The sequence below is a fragment of the Amycolatopsis sp. NPDC021455 genome (assembly GCF_040640995.1).
Lineage (GTDB): Bacteria > Actinomycetota > Actinomycetes > Mycobacteriales > Pseudonocardiaceae > Amycolatopsis.
Map to the genome: position 1 here is coordinate 23,890 of NZ_JBFACT010000019.1, position 23,083 is coordinate 46,972.

Here is a 23,083-nt window from a genome sequence, read left to right on the forward strand (position 1 = left end):
TAGTGCCGTAAGTAACACAATCGGCCCAACGGGCGAATGACTATCAGTAGTGGTTTTGCAGAGGAAGGCAGTCCGGTGTCCGGTTCAGGAGTCGAGCTCACCCACCGTGCGATGGCGATGCTGAGGGCGGTGGCCGAGGGGCGCGCGCAGATGTCGTGCAGCTGCGAGCCCGACCTCTTCATCGACGGATTCGCCTGCTGCGATCAGATGACCGCGCACGCGCTGGCCCGCGGCGGCTACCTGCGGCCCGCCGTCGACAGCGCCGCTGGGCGCGTGCCCGCCGAGCTGACCGAGGCCGGCCGGGCCGCCCTCGCCGTCAGCGCCGCCGCCTGACGGATCTCACGGAGCGTCGCGGCCGTCGCTCGCTCGTTCGAGCACGAAAGCGGTCCCGCGCGGGCCGCTGAGCTGGCAGTCTTGTCGCCATGGCGGAGCACCCACCGGTGGACGACGAGGCGACGGTCTTCCTCCCCAGCGAGCTGCGCGGTCAGCACTGGCCGACCCGCGACCTCGACGTCTCCCGGCGGCCCTACGACGAGTTCGCCACCCAGATCGCCGCCCGGCCGCCCGCTTCGCCCGTCAGCGCCGGACGCGGCGAGGGCGCCGGTTCTTCGCTCGCCCGCTCCAGCGGCCGGATGGCCGTCGCCTCGGCCGTCAGCCGGGTCACCGGGTTCGTGGCGAAGCTGCTGCTGGCCGCCGTGGTCGGGACGCGGGTCGTCAACGACTCCTTCACCGTCGCGAACACCCTGCCCAACATCGTGTTCGAGCTGCTCTTCGGGGGCGTCCTCGCCAGCGTGGTCGTGCCGCTGCTGGTCCGCTCCCAGGACGACCCGGACGGCGGCCGCGCCTACACGCAGCGGCTCATCTCGATGGGACTCGTCCTGCTCGTCGTCGGCACGGTCGTCGCGGTGGCGATCGCCCCGGTGTTCACCGCGCTCTACGTCGACAAATCGTCTCCGACGGCCAACCCCGGGCTGACCACCGCGCTGGCCTACCTGCTGCTGCCGCAGATCCTCTTCTACGGCCTGTTCGCGCTGCTCTCGGCGATCCTCAACGCCCAGAACGTCTTCGGCCCGCCGGCTTGGGCGCCGGTGCTCAACAACGTCGTCGTCACCGGCACGCTCGTCGTGTTCGCCGTCGTGCCGGGGGAGCTGACCCTCGACCCGGTCCGGATGAGCGACCCGAAACTGCTCGTGCTCGGCCTCGGCACCACGCTCGGGATCGTCGCGCAGGCGCTCGTGCTCATCCCGGCGTTGCTGCGCACCGGGTTCCGGTTCCGCTGGCGCTGGGGCTTCGACCCGCGGATCAAGGAGTTCGGCGGGCTCGCCGCGTGGATCCTCGGCTACGTCGTGGTCAGCCACGTCGGGTTCGTCATCACCACCCGCGTGCTGACCGGCGGCACCAGCGGCGGCGTCACGGCCTACAGCTACGCGTCCCTGCTCTTCCAGCTGCCGTACGGCATCCTCGGCGTCTCCCTGCTGACCGCGCTGCTGCCCCGGATGAGTCGCGCGGCCGCGGACGGCGACACCGTGTCGCTGGTCGGCGACCTCTCGCTCGCGTCCCGCATGTCGACGGTGCTGTTCGTGCCCATCTCGGCCGTGCTGGCCGTCGTCGGCACCCCCGTCGGCATCGCGATCTTCACCTGGGGCCGCGGCACCCTGGACGACGCCGAGCGGCTCGGCCAGACCCTCGCCGTCTCCGCCGTCGGGCTGCTGCCGTTCGCGCTGGTCATGTTGCAGCTGCGGGTGTTCTACGCGATGAAGGACGCCCGCACGCCCACGCTGATCATGGTCGTCATGACGGCCGTGAAGATCCCGCTGCTGCTGCTCTGCCGCGGCCTGCTCGACGGCGAGCACATCGTCTACGGCGTGATGCTCGTGAACGGCGCCGGGTTCGTGGTCGGCGCCGTCCTCGGCCAGGTCTGGCTGTGGGTCCGGCTGGGGCACCTGCGCAGCAAGCGGTCGCTGCGGGTCGGCCTGATCACCCTGTCGGTGAGCGGGCTCGGCGTGGTGGCCGCCGTGCTCGCCGGCTACGCCGTGCCCGCGTCGCTCGGCACGATCCCCGCCGCCTGGGTGAAACTGCCGGTCCAGGGGCTGCTCGGGATGGCCGTGCCGTTCGGGTTGCTGGCGGTGCTGAAGCTCCCGGAGTTCACGCCGGTGACCCGCCGGGTGGCCGGCCTGCGACGGCGGTTCGCGGCTCGTTGACGGCTACGGCCGGGAACGCGATCCGGTTGTCTCGGAACGATAACGAGAGCGCTGCGATCAGCGCGTTTACAATTCCGGCCCGGCTTCCTAATATCCACCCGGATCAGCACTGGGGTGGTGGAGGTCGTTCATGGCGCGCAAAGCGCGTAGCCGGCGGGACCGGGTCACGGTCGACGAACTGCTGCGGGAGGCGGGGGCGCGGCCGCGCAAACCCGGCTCGCGCTCGGCCGAGGCGGCGGCCCGCCGCGGGCCCGAGCCCGAGTCGCGCGGGACGGCGGTCCGGTTCGCCCTGGCGTCGGCGGTGATCGTGGTGCTGGGCGGGCTGGTGGTGATCCTGGCGACGCGGCCGGACCCGGTGCCCGGGTCGACGCAGTTCCCGCAGCTGCAACCGGCCACGGCCGTCGTGTCGTCGACGGCGGTCGCCGCGCCGGCGCCCACCGAGACGACCACGCCGTCCCCGGTGGTGATGCACGCGCGCAAGACCCCGACCCCGACGCCCACGGTGACGGTGGAGCTGCCGCCCCCGCCGAGCACGACGCCGAAGAGCACGCCGTCCTACCCGTCTTATCCGCCCTACTACGGCTATCCCGGCTATTACGGGTGCTCCCCGTACGGCTGTCCCGGGTACGCCAACGGCCAGCCGGTGCGCTGACCCGCGAAGGCCCTCTCACCGACCCCGATGCCGGTGAGAGGGCCTCCGACAGCCCCACTACGGGCCCGTGTCAGCCGGTGTAGCCGGCGACGATCTTGGTGAACGCGTACTTGCTCTGGCTGATACCGCTGCACTCGCCGCCACCGCTGCAGTCGCGGTTGGTGGCCCAGAAGGTGAAGCGGGCCAGGTGGTGGCTCGCCGCGTAGCCGCGGATCGTGTCGAAGTTCGCGACGGTGACCGTCTCGCCCGCGTTGTCGGTCTTGCCGTTCATCGAGGAGAGGCCGCTGTGCCGGTAGGCGGTGTCGTCGTTCCAGCCGAACGTGGTCTTGAGCTGGTTCTTCAGCCCGTCGACCGCGGACTTCGTGTGCGCGGCCATGTCGCCGCCGCTGGAGAAGTCGAACGGCATGACCGACCAGACGTCGACGTTCGCGCCGATCGCCTTGGCCTGGGTGATCAGCCGCTTGCCCCAGCTGTTCGGGCCGGTGGTCTCGGTGCCGATGGTGATCACCACGCGCAGGTTCGGGTTCTTCTGCTTGGTGAGCTTGACGGCGCCCAAGATCCGGTCCTGGACCGTGTTGTTTTCGAACTCGTCGGTGTTCTCGATGTCGAGGTCGATCGCCTTGAGGCCGTAGGCGTCGATCACCTTCTGGTACGCGCCGGCCAGCGCCGAAGCCGACGTGCACTTCGAGCCCAGCTTCGTGCCGGACCAGCCGCCGAAGGACGGGATCACGTCCCCGCCCGCGTTGCGGATGTTCTGGATCATCGTCTTGTCCGAGCCGGTCAGCGAGCGGCTGCCGTCCCACTTCGGGTTGCAGCCGCCGTCCGACAGCACGAACGCCAGCGTAAACGCTTTCACGCCGGTCGCGGACATCGCCGCGGTCGGGCTGGTCTGCCCGCCCCACTGGTACAGGTACGGGGACGCGAGCACCGGGTCCACCGCGGCCATGGCCTGCGGGGCGAGCCCGATCGCCGTCGCCATCGAGGCCGAAGCCGCGACCGCGAGGGTGAGCAGACGGCGCACAGATTTCATGGGGGTCCTCCAGACGTGCAGGGTGGAGCACCTCCGGTTTGAGGCGGCGGGATCAACCCGGGAGGAGTGCTGTGTGCCACCACACAGTGGACTAGACCAATGTTTGGTGTCAACCCTTCTTCGGTCGGAAAATGACCCACGGTGTCCGGGTTCGCCGCCGAGGTGAAATTCCCCTGAAGGCGGAGTGACAGGAACCCGTATACCGGCTACTTTGCCGAAATGGTGGGGGATTCCACGGTCGCCGCCGGCGGGGAACGCCGCCCGGGCCGGTTCCTGCCCGCCGTCGTCCTGGCCCGCTGGGCGCTGTGGCGGCTGCCGCGCCGCGGCCAGGTCTGCTACTTCGTGCTGATCGACGTCCTCGCCGTCGCCGCCGTCGTGCTCGCCGCCCTCCGGTTCCCGCCGCTCGCGGCGATGCTGGTGCCGTTCGCGCTGCTCCTGGGCGGGATGCTGGTGTCGGCCGAGCTCGCGCGGCCGGTGGAGCGCCACCGCGAGGACACCCTCCTCGGCCCGGGTGTCGACACCCCGTGGATCTTCGCGGGCGTGCTCGTGCTGCGGCCGGGGCTCGCCGCCGCGCTGATCGCGCTCTCCGCGCTGCACCAATGGGTCCGGGTCCGCAGAAGACCCGTGTACCGGCAGGTGTTCGGGGCCGCGGCGACGGCGCTGGCCGGTCTCGTCGCCGGCGCCTTCCTCACCGCGACCGGCGTCCGGCCCCTCGGCGAAGTCCTCGACGCCCGCACGGTCGCCCTGCTCGCCGTCGCCGGGCTGGCGTTCCTCGCGGTGAACGCGGCGCTGGTGACGGCCGCCGACGGCCCCCGCCGTCCGCGCGAGGCCGCGGCGGGATACGCCTTCGACGCCGCGATGACCGCGCTCGGCCTGCCGCTCGCCTGGGCCGCCGGAGCGGCGCCGCTGCTCGTGCCGCTGCTGGGCGGCGCCACCGTCGTGCTGCACCGCGGCGGCCTCGGCGCCGGCCGCCGCGACCACGTCACCCTCGATCCCGGCACCGGCGTGCTGACGGCCACGTCGTGGCGCGGCGCGGCCGAGGCGCAGCTGGACCGGCTCGGCAGGCACGGCCCGGGCCCGGCGGTGCTGCTGCTCGACCTGGACCACTTCCGCCAGCTCAACGACCGCTACGGCGCCCGCATCGGCGACGCGGTCCTGCGCGCGGTCGCCGGCACGCTGCGCGACGAGGTCCGTGCGGCGGATCTCGTGGGCCGCTCCGGCGGCGAAGAGTTCGCGGTGCTGCTGCCGGGCACCGGCCCGTTCGACGCGATGGCGATCGCCGAGCGGATCCGCCTGCGCATCGCCTCGACACTGGTGGCGCTGAAGGCCTCGGGCGACGGCCCCCAGTTCGTCGGCGTGACGGTGTCGATCGGCGTGGCGGGCTGCGCGGCCGGCCTGCTCTCGGAGGCGCTGGTGGCCGCGGAGGCGGCATTGCTGCGGGCGAAGGCGGCGGGGCGCAACCGGACCGTTTGCGCCGAACCGGAATAAGTCCGCCGGCGACGGCCGTGTTCGCGGCCGCCCGGCGCGACGGTGTCCCCGGTGACCGTTTCCGGTCCGTCATCCCTTCGACGAGATGGTTCGCCCCGGCCTCAGGTTAGCGGGCGCTTACAATGGTCACGACCGGGCCGGCCGTCGTGCCCGGCCCGCGGGCGGGGCGATCTGGGAGGATCACCGGATGACGATGTCGCTGTCGGCCGAACTGTGGCCGGACGTGCAGCCGGAAACCGCGCGGCGGCTGATGCTGGCCGGCGTCGAGGCCTTCGCCAAGCGGGGCTACCACGCCACCACCACGCGGGACATCGCCGGCGCCGCGGGAATGTCCCCGGCCGCGCTCTACGTGCACTTCCCCTCCAAGGCCGCGCTGCTGTTCGCGATCAGCCGGTACGGCCACGAGCAGACCCTCGCGCTGGTCGAGAACGTCGTCGCGAAGGAATCCGATCCCGTCGAGCGGATCCGGCTGATCGTCGAGGACTTCGTGGCCTGGCACGCGCGGCGCCACACCGTGGCGCGCGTCGTCCAGTACGAGCTGCAGGCGCTGCCCGAGGAGGAGTTCGAGGTGGTCGCGCAGCTGCGGCGCCGGATCGAGCGGATCGTGCGCGAGGTGATCGCCGAGGGGGTCGCGAGCGGCGCGTTCGCGGTGTCCGACCCGCACATCTCGGCCCGGGCCGTGCTCTCGCTCGGCGTCGACGTCGCCCGCTGGTACAGCGACCGCGCGCGGCAGACGCCGACCGCGCTGGGCAAGGAGTACGGCGGGCTGGTGCTGCGCATGCTCGGCGTCACGCCTGAGACGCCCGTCACGAACTAAGCAGTCGGTCAAACCCACCGGCGAAAGCGGTCATATGCTGTCCGCTACTTCTGACACGGTGGGTCCCATGCCGAACCCCACCGTGCTGGACGTCCGGTCGCTCAACCGCGCGACGCTCGCCCGCCAGCTGCTGCTGGACCGCTCCGCCCTGCCGGTCCACGCCGCCGTCGGTCACCTGTGCGGCCTGCAGGCGCAGGAACCGCAGGAACCCTTCGCCGGGCTGTGGTCGCGGCTGCGCGCGTTCGACCCGGCGGAGCTGTCGGACCTGCTGACCGGACGTCGCGTGGTGCGGACGCACCTCATGCGCCGGACCGTCCACCTGCTCACCGCCGAGGACGTCCTGGCGTGGCGGGCGCGCTTCGACACCATGCTGCGCCAGCGGGTTCTGGGCACCTACCGCCGCGAGCTGACCGGTGTGGACCTCGACGAGCTCGCGGCCGCGGGCCGGGCGGTGCTGGCCGACGGCGAGCCGCGCTCGATGGGCGAGCTCGCGCGGGCGGTCGCCGCGCGCTGGCCCGGACCCGGGTCGCGGCCGCTCGGCGAGATGCTGATCGCCGCGCTGATCCCGGCGGCGCAGCTACCGCCCCGCGGGCTGTGGCGCACCAAGGGCGGCGTGCGCAACCTCCCGCTGTCGGCCTGGCTGGGCCGGGAGATCGAGCCGCTCGCCGAAGACGACCGGCCGCTCGTGCGGCGCTACCTGGCCGCGTTCGGCCCGGCGGCCACGGCGGACCTGCGTGCGTGGTCCGGCCTGGCCGGTCTGCCGGCGGCGGTGAAGGCCGTGCGCGAGGAACTGGTGGTCTTCCGCGACGAGCGGGGCCGCGAGCTCCTCGACCTGCCCGAAGCACCGCGTCCTGATCCGGGCACACCGGCGCCGGTGCGGTTCCTGCCCGCGTTCGACAACGCGATCCTCGGTTACGACGACCGCTCCCGGATCATCGACGACGCCCACCGCGGGCTGTCCGTGGCCGGGGAACGGGTGGTGCTGGTGGACGGCCGCGTTTCGGCGACGTGGACGGTCGACGGTGCCGCGGTGGTGGTGCGGCCGCTGCGGCGGTTGTCCCGGCCGGAACGCGGCGAGGTCGCGGCCGAGGGCAGCGCGCTGGCCGCGTTCCTGAGCGACGGCGAGAGCGACCGGGTGCGGGTGGAAACGCCCTGACCGGCAACGGGTCGCCGGCCGTGCGGTCGCCAGGCCGCCGGACCAGCTCACCCCACGGCCCTGGCGAACCGGCCGGCGACCTCCCGCAGCCGCTCGACCAGCCCGGGCGGCGCTTCCTCGACCACGAAGTCGAAGCCCCACTGCGCCAGGTAGTACGGCACGGTGTCCAGGGTGTTCGCCCCGGTCCGCACCCGGCAGCTGTGCTCGTCGACGGCCTCGACCACCCCGGCGGTGGGCGGGACGCGCCGCGCCACCGCTTCCGCCGGGGCGGCCACCCGCAGCACGAACTGGTGCGGGTAAGGCGCCGTCGAGATCTGGCGCGAGACATACGCGGCGAGGTCGTCGGCCGGAGGTTCGCGCGGGGTGAACCGGAAGCCCGCCACCGGCACGTCCGCGATCCGGTCGACGCGGAAGGTGCGCCAATCGGCGCGGTCGAGGTCGAAGGCGACCAGGTACCAGCGCCGCCCGGTGTGGACCAGCCGCAGCGGCTCGACCGACCGCTGCGTCCGCGCGCCGTCGCGGTCGCCGTAGCCGAAGCGCAGCCGCTCGTGGTCGCGGCAGGCCGCGGCGATCGCCGTCAGCACCGAGGCGTCGACCGTCGGGCCGGTGCCGGGCAGCGAGAGCGTCGCCGCGTGCAGCGCGCCCACCCGCGGCCGCAGCCGGGCGGGCAGCACCTGCTCCAGCTTCGCCAGCGCGCGCACCGACGTCTCCTCGATGCCGCTGACCGTGCCGCTCGCCGCGGTGCGCAGGCCGACCGCGACCGCGACGGCCTCGTCGTCGTCGAGCAGCAGCGGCGGCAGCGCGGCGCCCGCGCCGAGCCGGTAGCCGCCGGCCACGCCCGGGGTCGCGTGCACCGGGTAGCCGAGCGAGCGCAGCCGCTCGACGTCCCGGCGGATCGTGCGGACGTCGACCTCCAGCCGCGACGCCAGGTCGGCGCCCGGCCAGTCGCGCCGCGCCTGCAGCAGGGAAAGCAGCCTGAGCAGGCGTTCCGAAGTCCCGTACATGCCACGCAGTGTGTCAGACATCGAGGACAGCTCCGGTCCGCGATCCGCCGGATGGGGCAGCAGTCCGGTCGAACACTTGCCAGGGACCGCCCCGGCCGGAAAGAGTGGCGCATGCCGATCGACCCGGACGCGTTGCTCGCCGTCGCCCGTGAAGAAGCCGAGCTGGGCAAGGCCGAAGGCGGCGTGCCGATCGGGGCCGCGCTGTTCGACACCGCGGGCACCCTGCTCGGGCGCGGGCACAACCGGCGCGTGCAGGACGGCGACCCGTCGATGCACGCCGAGACCGCGGCGTTCCGCAACGCCGGCCGCCGCCCGCACTACCGTGACACGATCATGGTCACGACGCTCTCGCCGTGCTGGTACTGCTCCGGGCTCGTCCGTCAGTTCGGGATCGGGCACGTCGTCATCGGCGAGGCGGAGACGTTCCACGGCGGGCACGACTGGCTCGCCGGGCTCGGCGTGGAGATCACCCTGCTCGACGATCCCGCGTGCACCGCGCTGATGAAGGAGTTCATCGCCGCGCGCCCGGACCTGTGGTTCGAGGACATCGGGGTCGAGAAGTCCGAACAGGACAGTGCTTGAGGAGCCGGTATGCCGTCATCCGTTCCGCTCGTGGACCTTTCGCCGTGGTTCGCGGGCACGTCCGAGGGCCGGGCCGAGGTGGCGGCCCGGATCGACGCCGCGCTGCGTGAGTCCGGCTTCCTGCTGGTCACCGGGCACGGCGTCCCGGACGACCTGCGCACCCGGACGCGCGAGCTGGCGCGGGAGTTCTTCGCGCTGCCCGAGGACGTCAAGCAGCGCTACGCCGTCACCGTCGGCGGCCGCGGCTGGCTGCCGCCGGGCGTGGAGGCCAACGGCTACGCCGAGGGCACCGAGACCCCGCCGGACCTGAAGGAGTCGTACTCGGCGGGCGCGGACACCCGCACCGGCGTCGCCGACATCGACGGATTCTGGTTCCAGCCCAACGTCTGGCCGGCGGAGGTCCCCGGCTTCGGCGAGACGGCGACGGAGTACATGCGCCGCATGCGGGCGCTGTCGGACCACCTGCTGGAGATCTTCGCGGCGGCGCTCGGCCTCGCGGAAAGCCACTTCACGCGGCACACCGCGCACCCGACGTACACGTTCAACATCAACTGGTACCCGCCGATGAGCCGGGTCGGCGTCCCGGAGCCGGACCAGTTCCGCATCGGCCCGCACACCGACTTCGGCACGGTGACGGTCCTGGACCGCCAGGCCGGCGTCGGCGGGCTGCAGGTGTGCACGGCCGACGGCGAGTGGCAGGATGCCCCGTTCCACCCGGAGGCGTTCACGGTGAACATCGGCGACCTGATGGCCCGCTGGACGGGCGACCGCTGGCGCTCGACCCGCCACCGCGTCCTCCCGCCGTCGGCGACGGCGCCGGAAGAGGACCTGGTGTCGCTGATCTTCTTCTACGAAACCGACCACGACGCGCGGATCACGTCACTGGCGCCGCCGCTGGGCAACCGGGTCTACCCCGAGGTGATCGCGGCGGACTACCTGCGGGAAAAGCTCAACGCCATCACGATGACCTGACACCTGGTGGAGTTCCGCCACCCGCGACGTCACACTGTCTGGTGGTTCCCGAGAGTCGGCTCGGCACGAGGAGGTACCCGGGATGCCCACCGCCATCGAGTACGCGGTCGCCCAGCACTGGCACGCCCAGAACGGCTGTGGCGGCGGGCCGCCGGAGGCCAACCTGGTGCTGGCGCACAGTGGCACGTCCCCGGACGTCTCGGTGGCTCAGGCCGACGGCTGGCTCCTCGGCGGCCTGCCGGCCGTGCTGTTGCTGGCGGTCGCCGCCGCGGTCTGGAGCCGGCGGGCCGCTCGTGCGCTGTCCGGAGCGGCTGACCGGAACACGCGCGGCGGGGTGTGAGCTAGCCGGAGAAGATCTCGCCGAGGACGCGGCGCGCGTTCGCGGCCTCTTCATCGGTCCGGCCCACCGTCCGCGCGCACGTGACGAGGGTCTTCCACAGGGCCCAGCCGCGTCCGCGTGCCCAGGTCGCCTCGTCGACGGACAACCGCTCGCGGAACGCCTGCCGTCCGTCGGCCGTCAGGAGCGTCCACGCGATGGCCATGTCACACGACGGGTCGCCGATGCCGCACGTCCCGAAGTCGATGACGGCCGCCAGTTTCCCGTCGTCGCCGAGCAGGAGGTTGCCCGGGGCGAGGTCGCCGTGGAACCAGACGTCGACGCCGTCCCACGGCGCGGCCAGCGCCGTCCGCCAGATCCCGTCGGCCGGGCCGACGTCGAGGTGACCGTCCAGCGCCGCGAGCGCGCGCCGGGCCTGCGCGTCGTACGTGCGCAGGGTGGCGCCCCGGAACCAGTTGTGCTTTCCCGGCCGGGGACCGCCTTCGGTGCCGGCCTTCTGCAAGGCGGCCACGAACCCGGCCAGGTCGAGCGCGAAGGGGACGGGGTCCGAAACCCGCCCCGTGCTCGCGGGTTCGCCGGGAAGCCAAGGATTGACCGACCACGGGAACGGGTAGTCCGCGCCGGGCCGCCCGTGGGCCAGCGGCACGGGGACGGGCAGCGGCAGCTGGGGAGCGAGCACGGGAAGCCACCGCTGTTCCTTGCCGACCGCCAGGGCGTACTCGGCCGCGCTGGGCAGCCGCACCACCATCGTGTCGCCGAGGTGGAAGGTGAAGTTGTCCCACCCGACCCGTGCCACGGGCCGGACCGGGAGGCCGGCCCACCGGGGGAACTGCTCGCCGATCAAGCGGCGTACCTGTCCAACGTGGACGGTGAGGCGCTCCGGCGGGGGACCGAGATCCGGGATGACCGGGCGAGAGCGTGCGTCGACCACCCGTTCAGGCTACTCATCGCCCCTGCCCGGCGCCGCCCGGGTCGTCGCCGGTAAGCGGCCGAAAATGGTCCTCGAGCCGCTGGGGGACGGCCGTCCGGGGGCGATGCGGCAATACGCGCTGATTCGCGGCGGAGATCCAAGAGCGCGCGGATACCCGATCACCGAGGTGGGGGCGAGCACGAGCCGCGACCGGCGGACGCCGGCGCGGCTCGTCGATTCTTCAGGCGGGTTCCGCGTCGTGAAGAAGTGACAACGACGATGCCGTGGTCACTTCTTCGCGACGGCGACCTTCTTGCGCGGCGCCCGCTTGCGCGCGCCCTTCGCCGACTCCTCCGCTTCGGCGATCTGCGCCTGCTCGAAGGCGGCGATGACCTCGGAAGCCAGGCGTCCTCGCTCGGAAACCTCGTAGCCGTTCGCGTTGGCCCACGACCGGATCTGCTGGTTGCGCTCGCGGTCGGACGCGGTCGTGGTGGACGGCTGGCCGGTCGCGACGCGGACCTTGCGGCCGCCGATGCGGCGGCCCGCGCTGATGTACCGGGCCAGTTCGTCGCGCAGCGCGGCGGCGTTTTCCTCGGACAGGTCGATCTCGTAGGTGACGCCGTCGAGGGCGAACGGGATGGTGCGGGCGGCGGGCGTGCCATCGATGTCGTCGAGCATCTCGACGAGGACCTTCTGGGCCATTCCTGCTCCTTGAACAACGCGGGGACCAGCAGCGTGACGCTATTGTGACCGACGGTGAGAATTCACTGCTCCACTATGGAGTCTATACACATCCCGCCCTGCGAGGGAATTCCTCCCCACGGCGCGTTGCCTGTATCAATTGAGTACTCGTGCCGGGTCTTCGCGACGAATCCTTGATCTGCGGGAGAGAAGTCACCGCAAGCCCGGAATTGGCGACAGGGAGCAACGCGGATCTGCAAGTTGCACCCGGATGGCCGGTTCATGGGCTGTTCGGAGTAGTGGGGGAAGATAACGGCGACCGCGTCGTTCCCCGTCAGGGAGGGATCCACAATGGACACAACAGGGGCGGTTGTCGCGATCACCGGCGGCGGGACGGGCATCGGGGCCGCGGTGGCCCGGCGCTACGCGGACGAGGGTGCGCGCGTCGTGGTCCTCGGGCGGCGCCGCGAGCCGCTGGAAGAGGTGGCCGCGCGGACCGGTGCGCACGTCATCGTGTGCGACGCGAGCGTGCGCGCGGAGGCGGACGCCGCGATCGCCGAAATCACCGGGCGGTTCGGGCGGCTGGACGTCGCCGTGGCGAACGCCGGCGGGCACGGGCTTTCCCCGGTGACCGAAACCGGCGACGAAGAATGGGAACGCGCGCTGCGTGTCAACCTCTCGAGCGCGTTCGTGTTCTGCCGGGCCGCCCTGCCGTCGCTGATCGCGACCGGCGGCCAGGTGGTCGTCGTGTCGTCGCTGGCCGGGTTGTTCGCGGGCCCGAACGTGGCGGGCTACACCGTCGCGAAGCACGCGCTGGTCGGCTTGACGCGGTCGATCGCCCGCGACTTCGGGCCGCACGGCGTCCGGGCGAACGCCGTCTGCCCCGGCTGGGTGCGCACCCCGATGGCCGACGCCGAGATGGACCAGTTCGCCGCCGACGCCGGGTTCGACGGCGGCCGCGAAGAGGGGTACCGGCGGGTGACGGCCGAAGTCCCGCTCCGCCGTCCGGCCGAACCGGCGGAGATCGCCGCGGTGATCCGGTTCCTCGGCTCCCCGGAGTCGTCCTACATCACCGGCGCGGTCCTGGTGGTCGACGGCGGCGCGCACGTCGTGGACGTGCCGACGCTGGCCTTCGAGCGCGCCGGGGAGTGAAACCGTCCACAGTGGACTGAGCGCGACCGGACCAACCGCGGTTACGCCGACCGGACCGGGCGGGGCCGGCGAAGGGGTCGAATTCGACGAATTCACGAACCGCCTGTGCGGACAGCCGGTTACTCCTGGCCGAATTCCTGCCGACGGCCCTTGACGCGGGTGATCACGGCGCTGATCATTCCCGTCGGCCGACCTGGCTTTCGCGCGCCCACCCGGCGTTCCGGCGCGGGCGAGTGCGCACCTCGACGATCCGCCGTGCAGGCGTCACCAGGAGAACGAGTTGACACCGAACACATTGGACAGACGGAGTTTCCTGCGCCGGACCGCGCTGGTTCCCGCCGTCGTCGCCGCGCCCGCGTTGCTGGGCGTCCCCGCCTGGGCGGAGGAAGCCGCGTTCGTCGACGCCTACCGCACCAACGTACCGGCCAACCGGACGCCGGAGACCAACGCCGCGGTCCGGGCGCTGAGCGGGATGCAGCGGCTGTGGCGCACCGGGCCGTCGTGGGACACCGGGACCGTGCTCGACGCGGAGGTGCTGCGGGCGAACGTCCGCCACGTCGTCGCCGTCACCCGGGCCAGGACCGCCGCGGAGGCGAAGCGGGCCTTCGTCTACGACCGCCAGCACCAGTCCTACGCCGCCATCGGCGGCCTCGGACCCCTCGCGGACCTCTACCGCGGCGGCGCCAAGGCCGTCACGAGCATCACCGGCGCGCCGGACGGCACCCCCGCGACCAAGATCGACGACGCCGTCCCGGCGGACGCACCCGCGGGATCGGCGCTCGGCGCCGGCTCGTACGACTCCGAGCTCGGCCTGGTGGCCCGGCTGGTCGACACCCTGCGCGGCACCTTCGCGTCGGGCAACCCCAGCAAGTACGCCTACCAGTACCCGCGTCCGTGGCGGCTGACCGAGGACAGCCGGGTCGTCGACACCGGCCGGGTCGACTCGCTGGGCTACCCGGTCTACCGCTCCGACGTGGTCGTCGCCCCGCAGCTGCTGCGGCAGCGCAGCACCAGCCCGGTCGACGACGCCGGCTTCCCGAGCGGCCACACCAACGCCTTCCACCTGGCCTGCCTCGCGCTCGCCTACGCCGTGCCCGAGCGGTTCCAGGAGCTGGTGGCGCGGGCGTACGACCTGTCCGACACCCGGATCGTCGCCGGGATGCACTCCCCGGCCGACGTCATCGGCGGGCGGATCCTGGCCACGGCCCTGGCCGCCGCGACGCTCGCGGACCCGGAGAACGCCACGCTCAAGGCGAGCGCGCGCGAGCAGGCCCTGGCGTACTTCACCGCGAAGACCGGGACGACGGCCGACACGCTGTTCGCCCGCGCGCACACCGGCGCGGACGAGTACGGCGACCGGTGCGCGAACGCCGCCCAGGTCGCGCGGCGCGCGACGTACGGGCTCCCGCGCCGTGGCCGGAACGTCCCGATGACCGTGCCGAAGGGCGCCGAAGTACTGCTGGAGACCCGGCTCCCGTACCTGACCGCCGCGCAGCGGCGGGAGGTGCTGCGCACGACCGCGTTCCCGGCGGGCCACCCGCTGCTCGACGGCCCGGAGCAGTGGGGGCGGCTGAACCTGTTCGCGGCCGCCGACGGGTACGGCGCCTTCGACGCCGACGTCCGCGTCGAGCAGGACGCGGCTCGCGGCGGGTTCCACGCGAACGACAGCTGGCGCAACGACATCGGCGGCCTCGGCGGGCTCACCAAGGCGGGCAGCGGGACGCTGACGCTGCACGGCGACAACAGCTACCGCGGCGGCACGCGGCTGACGGCGGGCACGCTGGCCGCGGCGTCGGCGTGCGCGCTCGGCACCGGGGCCGTCGAGGTGACGGGCGGTGTCCTGCGAGTCTCCGGCCTGCGCGTGGGCGGGTACCACCAGGCCGGCGGGACGTTGTCCGTGCGGCCCGGCGCGGGCCCGGCGCTGGCCGTTTCCGGCACGGTCGCCCTGGGCCCGGGCAGCACGCTGGAGATCCAGGTGGACGGCTCGTGCCCGGTCCGGGAGATCCCGGTGCTGAGCGCCCGCCGCGTCCAGGGACGGTTCGCCGTCGTCAAGGCCGACCGCCCGGGCTTCCGGGTGGTCCCGCGTTACACCCCGACCGGCTTGTCCCTCCGAATCCTGCGGGAGTTCTCGTGAAGAAACGCCTTGCCGTCCTGACCGCCGTGGCCGCGGCGTGCGCGCTGGCCCCGGCCGTCGCGCACGCCGACGCCACCGACGGCGGCAGCTTCTCGGTGCTGAGCTACAACGTCGCCGGCCTGCCGGAAGCCATCAACAGCGCGCCGAAGCCGCGGGAGCCGGCCACGACGGCGATCGGGCAGCGGATCGGCGCGTACGACCTGGTGCACGTCGAGGAGGACTTCAACTTCCACGCCGCGCTCTACGCCGCCGACAACCACCCGTACCGCACGCCCACCAGCGGGGGCGCCGGGATCGGCAGCGGCCTGAACACGCTTTCTTCGCTGCCCTACGACACCGACGACTTCGAGCGCGCGCGCTGGAAGTCCTGCCAGCTCGACTCGGGGGACTGCCTGACCCCCAAGGGCTTCACGTTCATGCGGCTCCGGCTGGCCGAAGGCGTCTACACCGACGTCTACAACCTGCACACCAACGCCGGGACCAACGACGGCGACGAGGCGTCCCGCGCGTCGAACCTGGCGCAGCTGACGGACTTCATCCGGACGCACTCGGCCGGGAACGCGGTCATCGTCATGGGCGACACCAACACGCGCTACACCCGCGCGGCCGACACGATCGCCCAGTTCGCCGGGGACAACGGCCTCACCGACGCCTGGGTGAAGCTCGTGCGCGGCGGCGTGGCACCCGCGCCCGGCAGCCCCGCGCTGCTCTGCGACGCGCAGGTCACGAACGACTGCGAGGTCGTCGACAAGATCCTTTACCGCGGCAGCAAGCTCGTTTCGCTCACCGCGACGGCGTACAACAACGAACACGCGAAGTTCCTCGACGACGCCGGCCGGATGCTGTCGGACCACGACCCGGTCACGGTCCGGTTCGACTGGACGCGCAACCCCGCGCTGCGGCTTTCCGACCAGTACGGCGGCCCGCACGGCGACTACTTCACCGACGTCGACGCCGTGCCGGCCGGGGCGCGCGTCCGGACGTGGTCGTTGCGCGCCGGGAACCGGGTCGACCAGGTCGGCGTGACGCTGGAGAACGGCACGACCCTCGCGCACGGCGGATCCGGGGGGACGGCGTCGTCGCTGACGATGGGCAGCGGCGAGTACGTCACGACGGCGACCTTGTGCCAGGGCAAGTACAACAACACGACGCGGATCTTCTCGGCCCGGTTCACCACCAACCTCGGGCGGGTGCTCGCGGGCGGCTCGACGACGTCGGACTGCGTGACGCGCACGGCCCCGGCCGGCTGGCAGATCGCGGGCTTCCACGGCCGTTCCGGCGACGAGCTCGACAAGGCCGGCTTCGTCTACACCCAGCGCTAGCGCATTCCCGGGCGGTGGCGTTCCGTGCGCCACCGCCCGGTGCTTTTACCGGTCAGTGACGTTGTTCACGAGTGGTGTTGTCGACATCGAGGTGAACAATGAGCGTCATTGTGGTGACCTCGAAGTCGACTCGGAGCCGGTGAGGGGTGAGGCGGAATGCTGGAGCGGACGACAGGGGATCCCCTGCCGGGCGGCGCCGCCGTACTGCCGGACCCCGGGCGCGCGATCGGCGTGCTCACCTCGACGCTCGCCACGCTGGGCAACAGCCGGACGCTCGACGCGATCGCGCAGGCGGCCGCCGCCGATGGGTACGCCGTCAAGCTGATGTCACTCGGCAAGCCGACCCGGTCCGCGGTGACGCGGGCGTTCCGGCAGCTCGGGACGCAGAACGTCGAGGGCATGGTCGTCCTCGTCGAGGAATACGACCTGGACTGGCCCGGCATCGAGTTCCCACGGGACGTGCCCGTGGTGGTGGTCGACTCGAACCCCCGCGCCGGCTACCCGGCCGTCGACACCGATCAGGCGCAGGGCGCCACGCTGGCGACCGAGCACCTCCTCCGCCTGGGCCACGAAACGGTCTGGCACATCGCGGGACCGACGGATTCGTTCGCGGCCGAGCGCCGCGAACAGGCCTGGCGCGCGACGCTGAACCGGTTCGACCGCCGGGTCCCGCTGCCGGTGGTCGGGGACTGGACGGCCGAATCCGGCTACACACTGGGGCGGATGCTGTGCCACGACCCCGCGGTGACGGCGGTGTTCGCGGCGAACGACCAGATGGCGCTGGGCCTGCTGCGCGCGCTGCACGAAGCGGGGCGTTCGGTGCCGGGCGAGGTGAGCGTGGCGGGTTTCGACGACATGCCCGAAGCGGCGAGCTTCTGGCCCCCGCTGACGACGGTCCGGCAGTCGTTCTCCGAGCTGGGCCGCCGGGTGGTGCGGACGTTGCTCGACGAGACGGCGACGGGAATCCGGGTCACGGCGGTCGAGCCGGTGCCGGTGTCGTTGGTGGTGCGGGGGAGTACGGGGCCGCCGCCCTGGTGATCGGTCAGCTCCACGCCACGGGCAGGCGGTCGACCCCGTAGATCGGGTGGGTGTGGCGGAAGGGCAGCTCCTCCTCCGCCGCGGCGAGTCGCAGGGCGGGCAGCCGCCGCAGCAACGCCGTGAGCGCGACCTCCAGTTCGAGCCGGGCCAGGTGGTGGCCGAGGCAGAGGTGCTCGCCGTGGCCGAACGCCAGGTGGTGGTTGGGGGTCCGGCCGAGGTCGGCGGGGCCGGGGAACCGGCCGGGGTCGCGGTTGGCGATGTCCGCCGCGGCGATGACACCGTCGCCGGCGCGGATGGTCACCCCGCCGATCGGCACGTCGGCGGTCGCGACCCGGCGCCGTCCGGTGTGGGTGATCGTCAGCAGCCTCAGGAGCTCGTCGACGGCGGTGGCGGGCGGGCCGTCCGGCCGCCGGAAGGTCTGGGCGTGCCGGGGGTTCCGGAGCAGGAAGGCGACCGACAAGGCGATCTGGTTGGCGGTCGTCTCGTGCCCGGCGACGAGCAGCAGGACGGCCATCGACACCGCCCCGGCCCGGTCGAGCCGGCCCGGTTCGACCTGCTGTGCGTTCAGCCTGCCGAGCAGGTCGTCGGCGCGCCGGTTCCGCAGGAGGCCGCCGAGGTAGCGGGCGAGGTCGGCCGTGGCGGCGCGGTTGGCTTCCCCGGATGCGGAGTCGTCGACCATCACGCGGGCGCGTTCTTCGAAGAACTCGTGGTCTTCGTAGGGCACGCCGAGCAGATCGGCGATGACGATCGACGCCAGCGGCAGCGCGTAGGCCCGGACGAGGTCCGCGGGTTCCGGCCCGACGGTGAGCCGGTCGAGCAGTTCGGCGGCGGTGCGTTCGACGGCGGGCCGGAGCGCGGCGATGCGGCGCGGGGTGAACTCGGTGATCAGCATGCGGCGCAGGCGGGTGTGTTCGGGGGCGTCCATGCTGATGAACGAGCCGGCGCCCCGCCGCCGCGCGCGGCCGGCCGGACCGCGCGCGGGATAGCCGGGCCGCGCGGGGTCGACGGAGAACCGCCGGTCGGCGAGCACGGCGCGGACGTCGTCGTAGCGGGTGAGCAGCCACGGGGTGCTGCCGTCCCAGATCCGCACCCGGCTGATGGGCGCGTCGCGCTGCAGCTGCGCGAGCCGCGGCGGTGGGTCGTAGGGGCAGTCGCGGGGGAAGGGGAATGGTTCGGTCACGCGTCCTCCTGGTCGTCGGCGCGTTGGGTGGGCCGTGGTGGTGGGGCGTGGAGGTGGTTGCGGGGGAACGGAAAGAGCTTGCTCACGCGTCTTCCTGGTGGTCGGAAGAGGCTCGCTCACACGTCCTCCGCGGTGTGTTCGCGCGGCCGCGGCGCCGGTTGGTCGGCGAGGCGCTCGAGCAGGGGAGCGGCCAGCCTCAAGAGGCCGATCTCGGTTTCGGTGAGCTCGTCGAGCGCCGAGGCCAGCCAGGTGTCGCGTTCGCGCATGTCGTCCTGCAGGGCCGCCGTGCCCCGGCCGGTGAGGGCCAGGACGGCGCCGCGGCCGTCGTTTTCGTTGGGGGCTCTGGTGATCAGCCCCTCGGTCTCGAGCTCGGCGAACACCTTGGTCAGCGCCTGCGGCCGCTGCCCGTCGGCGGCGGCGATTTCGCCGGGGCTGGCGGTGCCGTGCCGGAACAGGTAGCCCAGCACGCCGACCTTGGCCGGGCTCAGGGCGTGGGCCGGGCGGGCGCCGCGCAGCCGCCGCGCCAGCCGCAGGACTCCTGATCGCACCGCCCGGGCCGCGGCGAGTTCATCTTCCACGATTAGTACTGTACTTATTACTACCTTGGCGGTCAAACAAGAAAAAGACCGAACAAGTAGTCAAGCAAGCATTACTAACTGTGCGAGGGTGTTTCGACGAGGTTCGAAGGACCCTCCGGGCGGATGACCGGCTCGGCATACTCCGCGGGTCCTGCTCGTCGATCGTCACGAGGAGAGCCATGAAACGAACGCTGTCCGTCCTGTTCATCGTCGCCGCGGCGCTGATGTCGTTGCTGGGCACCGCGTCCGCGGCCCCCGCCGTGCCCGCGCCGGCTTCGGCCCTGGCCCTGTCCTGCCCCTCCGGCGACCTGTGCGTGTGGCCGGTCAGCGACGGCAGCAGCAGCCGCTGCAGCTGGTCGAACGCCGACAACGACTGGCAGGCCGGGTCGGTGCGGTGCTCCTGGTCGTCGTCCCGGGCGGTGATGGTCGCCTACAACCACGGGACCAGCTCGTCCTACGACAGGGTGTGCCTGTACACCGGCGCGAACTACACGGGCAGCGCCTACTACATCCGCCAAGGCGTGCAGACCGGCCCGGCGTTCCCGGGCGTGAAGATCCGCTCCCACAAGTGGGTCGCCGGCGCCGGCGGCACCACCTGCTGATCACGGGGGCCGCCCGGCAGTGTCCTGAATGGACACTGCCGCGGTGGCCCCGCCGTGTTCACCGGTCCGCGCCGAGCAGCCGCAACCCCAGCGGCGTGATGAGGTGCCGGGCCAGGTTCTCGTGGCGTTCGGTGGTGATGAGCCCCGCCTCGCGCAGGACGCGGGTGTGGTGGCTCACCGTGGCGGGAGCGACGCCGACCACCCCGGCCAGCCGGGTGGTCGTGTTCCCGCCGATCACCGACCGCAGGATCGACGCCCGGGTGGCGCCCAGCAGTGCGGTGACGTGGTCGCCGGCCGGGCGCCCGCCGGCCAGGAGCCGGGCCTCGGTGCGGACCGGGAACGCCAGCACCGGGCGCAGCCGGGGATCCGCCAGGGCCACCGGGTGGTGCAGGGCGAAGTAGCAGGGGATCAGCACGAGCCCCCGGCCGTCGAGGTGCAGGTCCCGGTCGTGCGGGTAGTCGACCGACAGCACCGGCGGATCCCACCGCGCGGCCCGGCCGAGCCCGCGCAGCGGCCCTTCCGGCCCGCCGTGCAGGTACCGCTGGATCCCGGCGGCCACGTCGGCGCGCCGCCCGTCCTCGATCGCCGGCAGGTGCGGCTCGATCGCGGACCGGAAGTAGACCCGCAAGTCCCGTCGCAGCTGCCGGAGCGCGGCCGGCTTTCCCCGGGCGAGGTCGTGCAGCAGGCTCGCCGCCGGATCGGACGCCGGACGGATGCGGCCGATCTCCTCGCGCAGGCGCCGCGAGGAGACCGACAGGACCGCGTCGATGCCCTCGTCGATGCCGGTCACGTCCTGGGCGGGGGTCAGCAGGTCCGGGAAGTAGGCCGCGTGCGGCGCCACGGTCACCACGGTGTGCAGTGCCCTCCGCAGCCGCGTGTCGTGGGCGGCCTGCTCGCGCACGAACCGGCGCCACCGGGCGAAGGACAGCGCGCCGTCCGCGTGCTGCAGGATCTGGGCGCTGCTGACGATCTCCCACATCAGGTCCGGTTCCGGCTTCAGCCGCGTGTGCGCGAGATCCGCGTCGGTGAAGTGGATGCGCAACCGCGGCAAGTCGTCCCCCGGAACGGTCGGTGGCCCTCCTGACCAAAGTGTCGTCCGGGGGTGCCCGCGTACACCGCCGGTCCGCGCAACGCCCGATGGGAGGTTCGGCTCAGCCGAGCGGAACGCTCATCGAGCGGGCCGGGATGGCGTCGAGCGCGGCGAGCGTGGCCGCGTCGAGCACGATGTCGCCGGCCGCCATGTTCTCCTCCAGGTGCGTCACGCTCGCGGTGCCCGGGATGAGGTGGGTGTTCGGGGTGTGGTGCAGCAGCCAGGCCAGGCCGATCTGCGCCGGCGTGCGGCCGAGGGCCCGCGCGGCCTGCCGGACCGCCGGCTCGTCGGTCACCACCGGCATTCCGGGGAAGGCGCCGCCCAGCGGGAAGAACGGGACCCAGGCGATGTCCTCCGCGACGCACAGGGCCAGCATGTCCTCGTCGTCGCGCCCGACGAGGTTGTAGGCGTTCTGCACGCAGGCGATGCCGGCCGGGAGGGCCCGGCGCAGGATGTCGAGGGTGATGCCGCTGAGCCCGATCGCGCCGATCTTGCCCTCGTCGCGCAGGGCCGTCATCACCGCGAGCTGGTCGTCGAGGTCGACGAGCTGGTCGCCTTCGGCGAGCAGGCCGGGCCGCCGGTCGGCGCGGCGCAGGTTCACCAGCGGGATCTCCTCGAGGCCGAGCGCCCGGAGGTTGTCCTCGACGCTCGCGCGGAGCTCTTCGGGCCGTTGCGCGAGGCGGAGCGGGATCGGCGCGCCGGGGTCGGGGTCCGCGCCGACCTTGCTCGCGACGAGGACGTCGTCCCCCGGCCGGATCGCCTGGCGGATGACGTCGTTGACGAAGCCGTTTCCGTAGAACTGGGCGGTGTCGACGTGGTCGACGCCGAGTTCGAAGGCGCGGCGCAGGAGCGCGACGGCCGCGCCGGGGTCGCCGTGCAGGCTTTCGAGCCGCATGGCGCCGTACCCGACGCGGGAGACGGCACGGCCGGCCAGGAGAGAAGACATGGTTGTCCCGCTTTCGTGCGATGATGGCGAAGCGGAGGAGCCTCCGCTAACCGCAAGGTAGCACAACCGGAGGTGCCTCCGCTTTGTCTTCGCCCGAATCGCCGTCCCGTCCTGCCCGTTCCGACGCGCGCCGCAACCGCGAGAAGCTCATCGCGGTCGCGCGACGCGCCTTCGCGACGGCCGACGGCGCCGTCGCCCTCGAAGCGATCGCCCGCGAGGCGGGGGTCGGGATCGGCACGCTCTACCGGCACTTCCCGACGCGCGAGGCGCTGGTCGAGTCGGTGTACGCGGCCGAACTCGACGACGTCACGGCCGGCGCTCCGGCGCTGCTGGCCGAATTCCCGCCCGAAGTCGCGCTGCGCGCGTGGATGGACCGCTATGCGGCTTTCGTCGAGGCGAAACGGGGAATGGGCGACCTGCTCCGCGCGAGCGTGGCTTCGGGGCGCATCGCGACCCCGGCGACGCGCCGGCGGCTCACGGCGGCGATCGGGGCGATTCTGGAGCGCGGGGCGAGCGCGGGCACGCTGCGGGCCGACGTCGACCCCGAGGACGTCGTCCTGATGCTTCTCGGGGTTTTCCTGGCCACCGCTGATCGGGACGCGGAGCGGATCGGGCGGTTGCTCGATCTCGTTGTCGACGCCGTCCGCCCGAAAGTTGCGGAATGACCGGCCGGTAAGGCACTTCTGCGAAGTGCTCGCGCCGCACTCGTTACGCTCCATTCGGGTGATACCCGGTGGGCCGCGACTTTCGTTCCCCGCATACTGACTGGTATCCCGGCCGTTCTCCGGTGGCGACTGAGGGCTTCCGGTGACGGCGAGTCTTCGCAGGTGAGCGCGTCGCCGCGAAGTCAAACCTCCCAATCGAGGTAACATTTTCCGGCAGAAGAGTGAACAATAACGCGCTGTGAACTACTCCCCGTTCGGGCTCTCTTCCGCGTTTTTTCGGCATTTCTCTTAATGCTCCGTTCGGCGGTACGAGCAGGGCTTCTGCTGGGTAGCGTGAGGCCAATCCGGCTGGTCTTGGGGGGCCTCTCGACCGCCGGATGACTACCTGTCGCACAAGAACACCGGTTGTCGCGAGCGTTCGACTGCCGCTGGGGCCGAATCGGTACCGCGGTGGCGATCGTCGAAAACGGAACTGTTTCTCCGGCTTCGCTGCGCGGCTTCACGGCGGAAAGGATCACTGTGTCGCGCGCTTGTTCCGTCGCGTTC

23 protein-coding genes are annotated in these 23,083 nt (G+C 72.4%); 15 read left to right on the top strand and 8 right to left on the bottom strand.

From position 1 onward, the window contains the following. Nucleotides 1-75 precede the first annotated feature (75 nt). The 3 genes from AB0G28_RS22295 to AB0G28_RS22305 all read left to right on the top strand — a co-directional run bounded on the left by AB0G28_RS22295 (nucleotide 76) and on the right by AB0G28_RS22305 (nucleotide 2,853). A complete protein-coding gene (locus AB0G28_RS22295; RefSeq protein WP_361091868.1) occupies nucleotides 76-333 on the top strand; it encodes a hypothetical protein in 258 nt (85 codons plus the stop codon). A gap of 89 nt (nucleotides 334-422) precedes the next feature. Next, entirely contained in the window at nucleotides 423-2,201 is a 1,779-nt protein-coding gene (gene murJ / locus AB0G28_RS22300; protein WP_361091871.1) for a murein biosynthesis integral membrane protein MurJ, read from the top strand. 130 nt (nucleotides 2,202-2,331) lie between these two features. Next, a complete protein-coding gene (locus AB0G28_RS22305) occupies nucleotides 2,332-2,853 on the top strand; it encodes a hypothetical protein (protein ID WP_361091873.1) in 522 nt (173 codons plus the stop codon). A gap of 70 nt (nucleotides 2,854-2,923) precedes the next feature. Here the strand turns inward: AB0G28_RS22305 and AB0G28_RS22310 are convergent, their stop codons facing one another. Next, complete coding sequence (locus tag AB0G28_RS22310) at nucleotides 2,924-3,883, bottom strand: chitinase (protein ID WP_361091876.1); 960 nt, start codon at nucleotides 3,881-3,883, stop codon at nucleotides 2,924-2,926. Between the two features lie 219 nt (nucleotides 3,884-4,102). Here AB0G28_RS22310 and AB0G28_RS22315 point away from each other — a divergent pair, with 219 nt between their 5' ends. The 3 genes from AB0G28_RS22315 (at nucleotide 4,103) to AB0G28_RS22325 (ending at nucleotide 7,344) form a co-directional block, all read left to right on the top strand. Beyond that, nucleotides 4,103-5,371, top strand: coding sequence for a GGDEF domain-containing protein (locus tag AB0G28_RS22315; RefSeq protein ID WP_361091879.1), 1,269 nt, complete (start codon nucleotides 4,103-4,105; stop codon nucleotides 5,369-5,371). Between the two features lie 187 nt (nucleotides 5,372-5,558). Further along, nucleotides 5,559-6,188 (top strand): TetR/AcrR family transcriptional regulator, encoded by a 630-nt coding sequence (locus tag AB0G28_RS22320; protein WP_361091882.1) that lies wholly within the window; start codon nucleotides 5,559-5,561, stop codon nucleotides 6,186-6,188. 67 nt (nucleotides 6,189-6,255) lie between these two features. Continuing rightward, the gene (locus AB0G28_RS22325; RefSeq protein ID WP_361091885.1) at nucleotides 6,256-7,344 is read left to right on the top strand and encodes a winged helix DNA-binding domain-containing protein; all 1,089 of its coding nucleotides are present in this window, start codon (nucleotides 6,256-6,258) and stop codon (nucleotides 7,342-7,344) included. 47 nt (nucleotides 7,345-7,391) lie between these two features. Here the strand turns inward: AB0G28_RS22325 and AB0G28_RS22330 are convergent, their stop codons facing one another. Then, nucleotides 7,392-8,348, bottom strand: coding sequence for a YafY family protein (locus tag AB0G28_RS22330; protein ID WP_361092077.1), 957 nt, complete (start codon nucleotides 8,346-8,348; stop codon nucleotides 7,392-7,394). 111 nt (nucleotides 8,349-8,459) lie between these two features. Here AB0G28_RS22330 and AB0G28_RS22335 point away from each other — a divergent pair, with 111 nt between their 5' ends. The 3 genes from AB0G28_RS22335 to AB0G28_RS22345 all read left to right on the top strand — a co-directional run bounded on the left by AB0G28_RS22335 (nucleotide 8,460) and on the right by AB0G28_RS22345 (nucleotide 10,242). Next, nucleotides 8,460-8,930, top strand: coding sequence for a nucleoside deaminase (locus tag AB0G28_RS22335; protein ID WP_361091888.1), 471 nt, complete (start codon nucleotides 8,460-8,462; stop codon nucleotides 8,928-8,930). 9 nt (nucleotides 8,931-8,939) lie between these two features. Continuing rightward, a complete protein-coding gene (locus AB0G28_RS22340) occupies nucleotides 8,940-9,902 on the top strand; it encodes a 2-oxoglutarate and iron-dependent oxygenase domain-containing protein (RefSeq protein WP_361091891.1) in 963 nt (320 codons plus the stop codon). 82 nt (nucleotides 9,903-9,984) lie between these two features. Beyond that, entirely contained in the window at nucleotides 9,985-10,242 is a 258-nt protein-coding gene (locus AB0G28_RS22345) for a hypothetical protein (protein ID WP_361091894.1), read from the top strand. A 1-nt stretch (nucleotide 10,243) separates the two neighbouring features. Here the strand turns inward: AB0G28_RS22345 and AB0G28_RS22350 are convergent, their stop codons facing one another. Further along, entirely contained in the window at nucleotides 10,244-11,143 is a 900-nt protein-coding gene (locus tag AB0G28_RS22350) for an aminoglycoside phosphotransferase family protein (protein ID WP_361092080.1), read from the bottom strand. Between the two features lie 294 nt (nucleotides 11,144-11,437). Further along, nucleotides 11,438-11,851 carry an Lsr2 family protein gene (locus AB0G28_RS22355; protein WP_361091897.1) on the bottom strand — a complete coding sequence of 138 codons (414 nt, stop codon included), beginning with the start codon at nucleotides 11,849-11,851 and terminating at the stop codon, nucleotides 11,438-11,440. Nucleotides 11,852-12,181: 330 nt separating this feature from the next. On the opposite strand from AB0G28_RS22355, the gene AB0G28_RS22360 reads away from it, so the two are divergent. The 4 genes from AB0G28_RS22360 to AB0G28_RS22375 all read left to right on the top strand — a co-directional run bounded on the left by AB0G28_RS22360 (nucleotide 12,182) and on the right by AB0G28_RS22375 (nucleotide 17,476). Then, nucleotides 12,182-12,982: an SDR family oxidoreductase gene (locus AB0G28_RS22360; RefSeq protein WP_361091900.1), complete on the top strand. Its 801-nt coding sequence runs from the start codon at nucleotides 12,182-12,184 to the stop codon at nucleotides 12,980-12,982. Nucleotides 12,983-13,277: 295 nt separating this feature from the next. Beyond that, complete coding sequence (locus AB0G28_RS22365) at nucleotides 13,278-15,116, top strand: phosphatase PAP2 family protein (RefSeq protein WP_361091903.1); 1,839 nt, start codon at nucleotides 13,278-13,280, stop codon at nucleotides 15,114-15,116. After that, entirely contained in the window at nucleotides 15,113-16,438 is a 1,326-nt protein-coding gene (locus AB0G28_RS22370; RefSeq protein ID WP_361091906.1) for a jacalin-like lectin, read from the top strand. Before AB0G28_RS22365 ends, AB0G28_RS22370 begins: the two co-directional genes overlap by 4 nt. A gap of 156 nt (nucleotides 16,439-16,594) precedes the next feature. Further along, nucleotides 16,595-17,476 carry a substrate-binding domain-containing protein gene (locus AB0G28_RS22375; protein ID WP_361091909.1) on the top strand — a complete coding sequence of 294 codons (882 nt, stop codon included), beginning with the start codon at nucleotides 16,595-16,597 and terminating at the stop codon, nucleotides 17,474-17,476. A gap of 4 nt (nucleotides 17,477-17,480) precedes the next feature. On the opposite strand, the gene AB0G28_RS22380 is transcribed toward AB0G28_RS22375, so the two are convergent. Continuing rightward, entirely contained in the window at nucleotides 17,481-18,656 is a 1,176-nt protein-coding gene (locus tag AB0G28_RS22380) for a cytochrome P450 (protein WP_361091912.1), read from the bottom strand. Nucleotides 18,657-18,772: 116 nt separating this feature from the next. After that, nucleotides 18,773-19,234: a MarR family transcriptional regulator gene (locus tag AB0G28_RS22385; RefSeq protein WP_361091916.1), complete on the bottom strand. Its 462-nt coding sequence runs from the start codon at nucleotides 19,232-19,234 to the stop codon at nucleotides 18,773-18,775. Nucleotides 19,235-19,413: 179 nt separating this feature from the next. Between AB0G28_RS22385 and AB0G28_RS22390 the strand changes: the two genes are divergently transcribed. Beyond that, nucleotides 19,414-19,836 (top strand): peptidase inhibitor family I36 protein, encoded by a 423-nt coding sequence (locus AB0G28_RS22390; protein WP_361091919.1) that lies wholly within the window; start codon nucleotides 19,414-19,416, stop codon nucleotides 19,834-19,836. Between the two features lie 58 nt (nucleotides 19,837-19,894). Here the strand turns inward: AB0G28_RS22390 and AB0G28_RS22395 are convergent, their stop codons facing one another. Both AB0G28_RS22395 and AB0G28_RS22400 read right to left on the bottom strand, forming a co-directional pair. Beyond that, nucleotides 19,895-20,887, bottom strand: coding sequence for a helix-turn-helix domain-containing protein (locus AB0G28_RS22395; RefSeq protein ID WP_361091922.1), 993 nt, complete (start codon nucleotides 20,885-20,887; stop codon nucleotides 19,895-19,897). 100 nt (nucleotides 20,888-20,987) lie between these two features. Then, a complete protein-coding gene (locus AB0G28_RS22400; RefSeq protein WP_361091925.1) occupies nucleotides 20,988-21,872 on the bottom strand; it encodes an aldo/keto reductase in 885 nt (294 codons plus the stop codon). Between the two features lie 83 nt (nucleotides 21,873-21,955). On the opposite strand from AB0G28_RS22400, the gene AB0G28_RS22405 reads away from it, so the two are divergent. Further along, nucleotides 21,956-22,537 carry a TetR family transcriptional regulator gene (locus AB0G28_RS22405; RefSeq protein ID WP_361091928.1) on the top strand — a complete coding sequence of 194 codons (582 nt, stop codon included), beginning with the start codon at nucleotides 21,956-21,958 and terminating at the stop codon, nucleotides 22,535-22,537. The last annotated feature ends 546 nt before the right edge of the window (nucleotides 22,538-23,083 follow it).

Coding starts and splice junctions, on each gene's coding strand:
- AB0G28_RS22360 (WP_361091900.1), top strand. CDS start 12,182: ATGGACACAACAGGGGCGGTTGTCGCGATCACCGGCGGCGGGACGGGC.
- AB0G28_RS22345 (WP_361091894.1), top strand. CDS start 9,985: ATGCCCACCGCCATCGAGTACGCGGTCGCCCAGCACTGGCACGCCCAG.
- AB0G28_RS22305 (WP_361091873.1), top strand. CDS start 2,332: ATGGCGCGCAAAGCGCGTAGCCGGCGGGACCGGGTCACGGTCGACGAA.
- AB0G28_RS22320 (WP_361091882.1), top strand. CDS start 5,559: ATGACGATGTCGCTGTCGGCCGAACTGTGGCCGGACGTGCAGCCGGAA.
- AB0G28_RS22315 (WP_361091879.1), top strand. CDS start 4,103: ATGGTGGGGGATTCCACGGTCGCCGCCGGCGGGGAACGCCGCCCGGGC.
- AB0G28_RS22310 (WP_361091876.1), bottom strand. CDS start 3,883: ATGAAATCTGTGCGCCGTCTGCTCACCCTCGCGGTCGCGGCTTCGGCC.
- AB0G28_RS22375 (WP_361091909.1), top strand. CDS start 16,595: ATGCTGGAGCGGACGACAGGGGATCCCCTGCCGGGCGGCGCCGCCGTA.
- AB0G28_RS22325 (WP_361091885.1), top strand. CDS start 6,256: ATGCCGAACCCCACCGTGCTGGACGTCCGGTCGCTCAACCGCGCGACG.
- murJ (WP_361091871.1), top strand. CDS start 423: ATGGCGGAGCACCCACCGGTGGACGACGAGGCGACGGTCTTCCTCCCC.
- AB0G28_RS22355 (WP_361091897.1), bottom strand. CDS start 11,851: ATGGCCCAGAAGGTCCTCGTCGAGATGCTCGACGACATCGATGGCACG.
- AB0G28_RS22390 (WP_361091919.1), top strand. CDS start 19,414: ATGAAACGAACGCTGTCCGTCCTGTTCATCGTCGCCGCGGCGCTGATG.
- AB0G28_RS22340 (WP_361091891.1), top strand. CDS start 8,940: ATGCCGTCATCCGTTCCGCTCGTGGACCTTTCGCCGTGGTTCGCGGGC.
- AB0G28_RS22400 (WP_361091925.1), bottom strand. CDS start 21,872: ATGTCTTCTCTCCTGGCCGGCCGTGCCGTCTCCCGCGTCGGGTACGGC.
- AB0G28_RS22330 (WP_361092077.1), bottom strand. CDS start 8,348: ATGTACGGGACTTCGGAACGCCTGCTCAGGCTGCTTTCCCTGCTGCAG.
- AB0G28_RS22335 (WP_361091888.1), top strand. CDS start 8,460: ATGCCGATCGACCCGGACGCGTTGCTCGCCGTCGCCCGTGAAGAAGCC.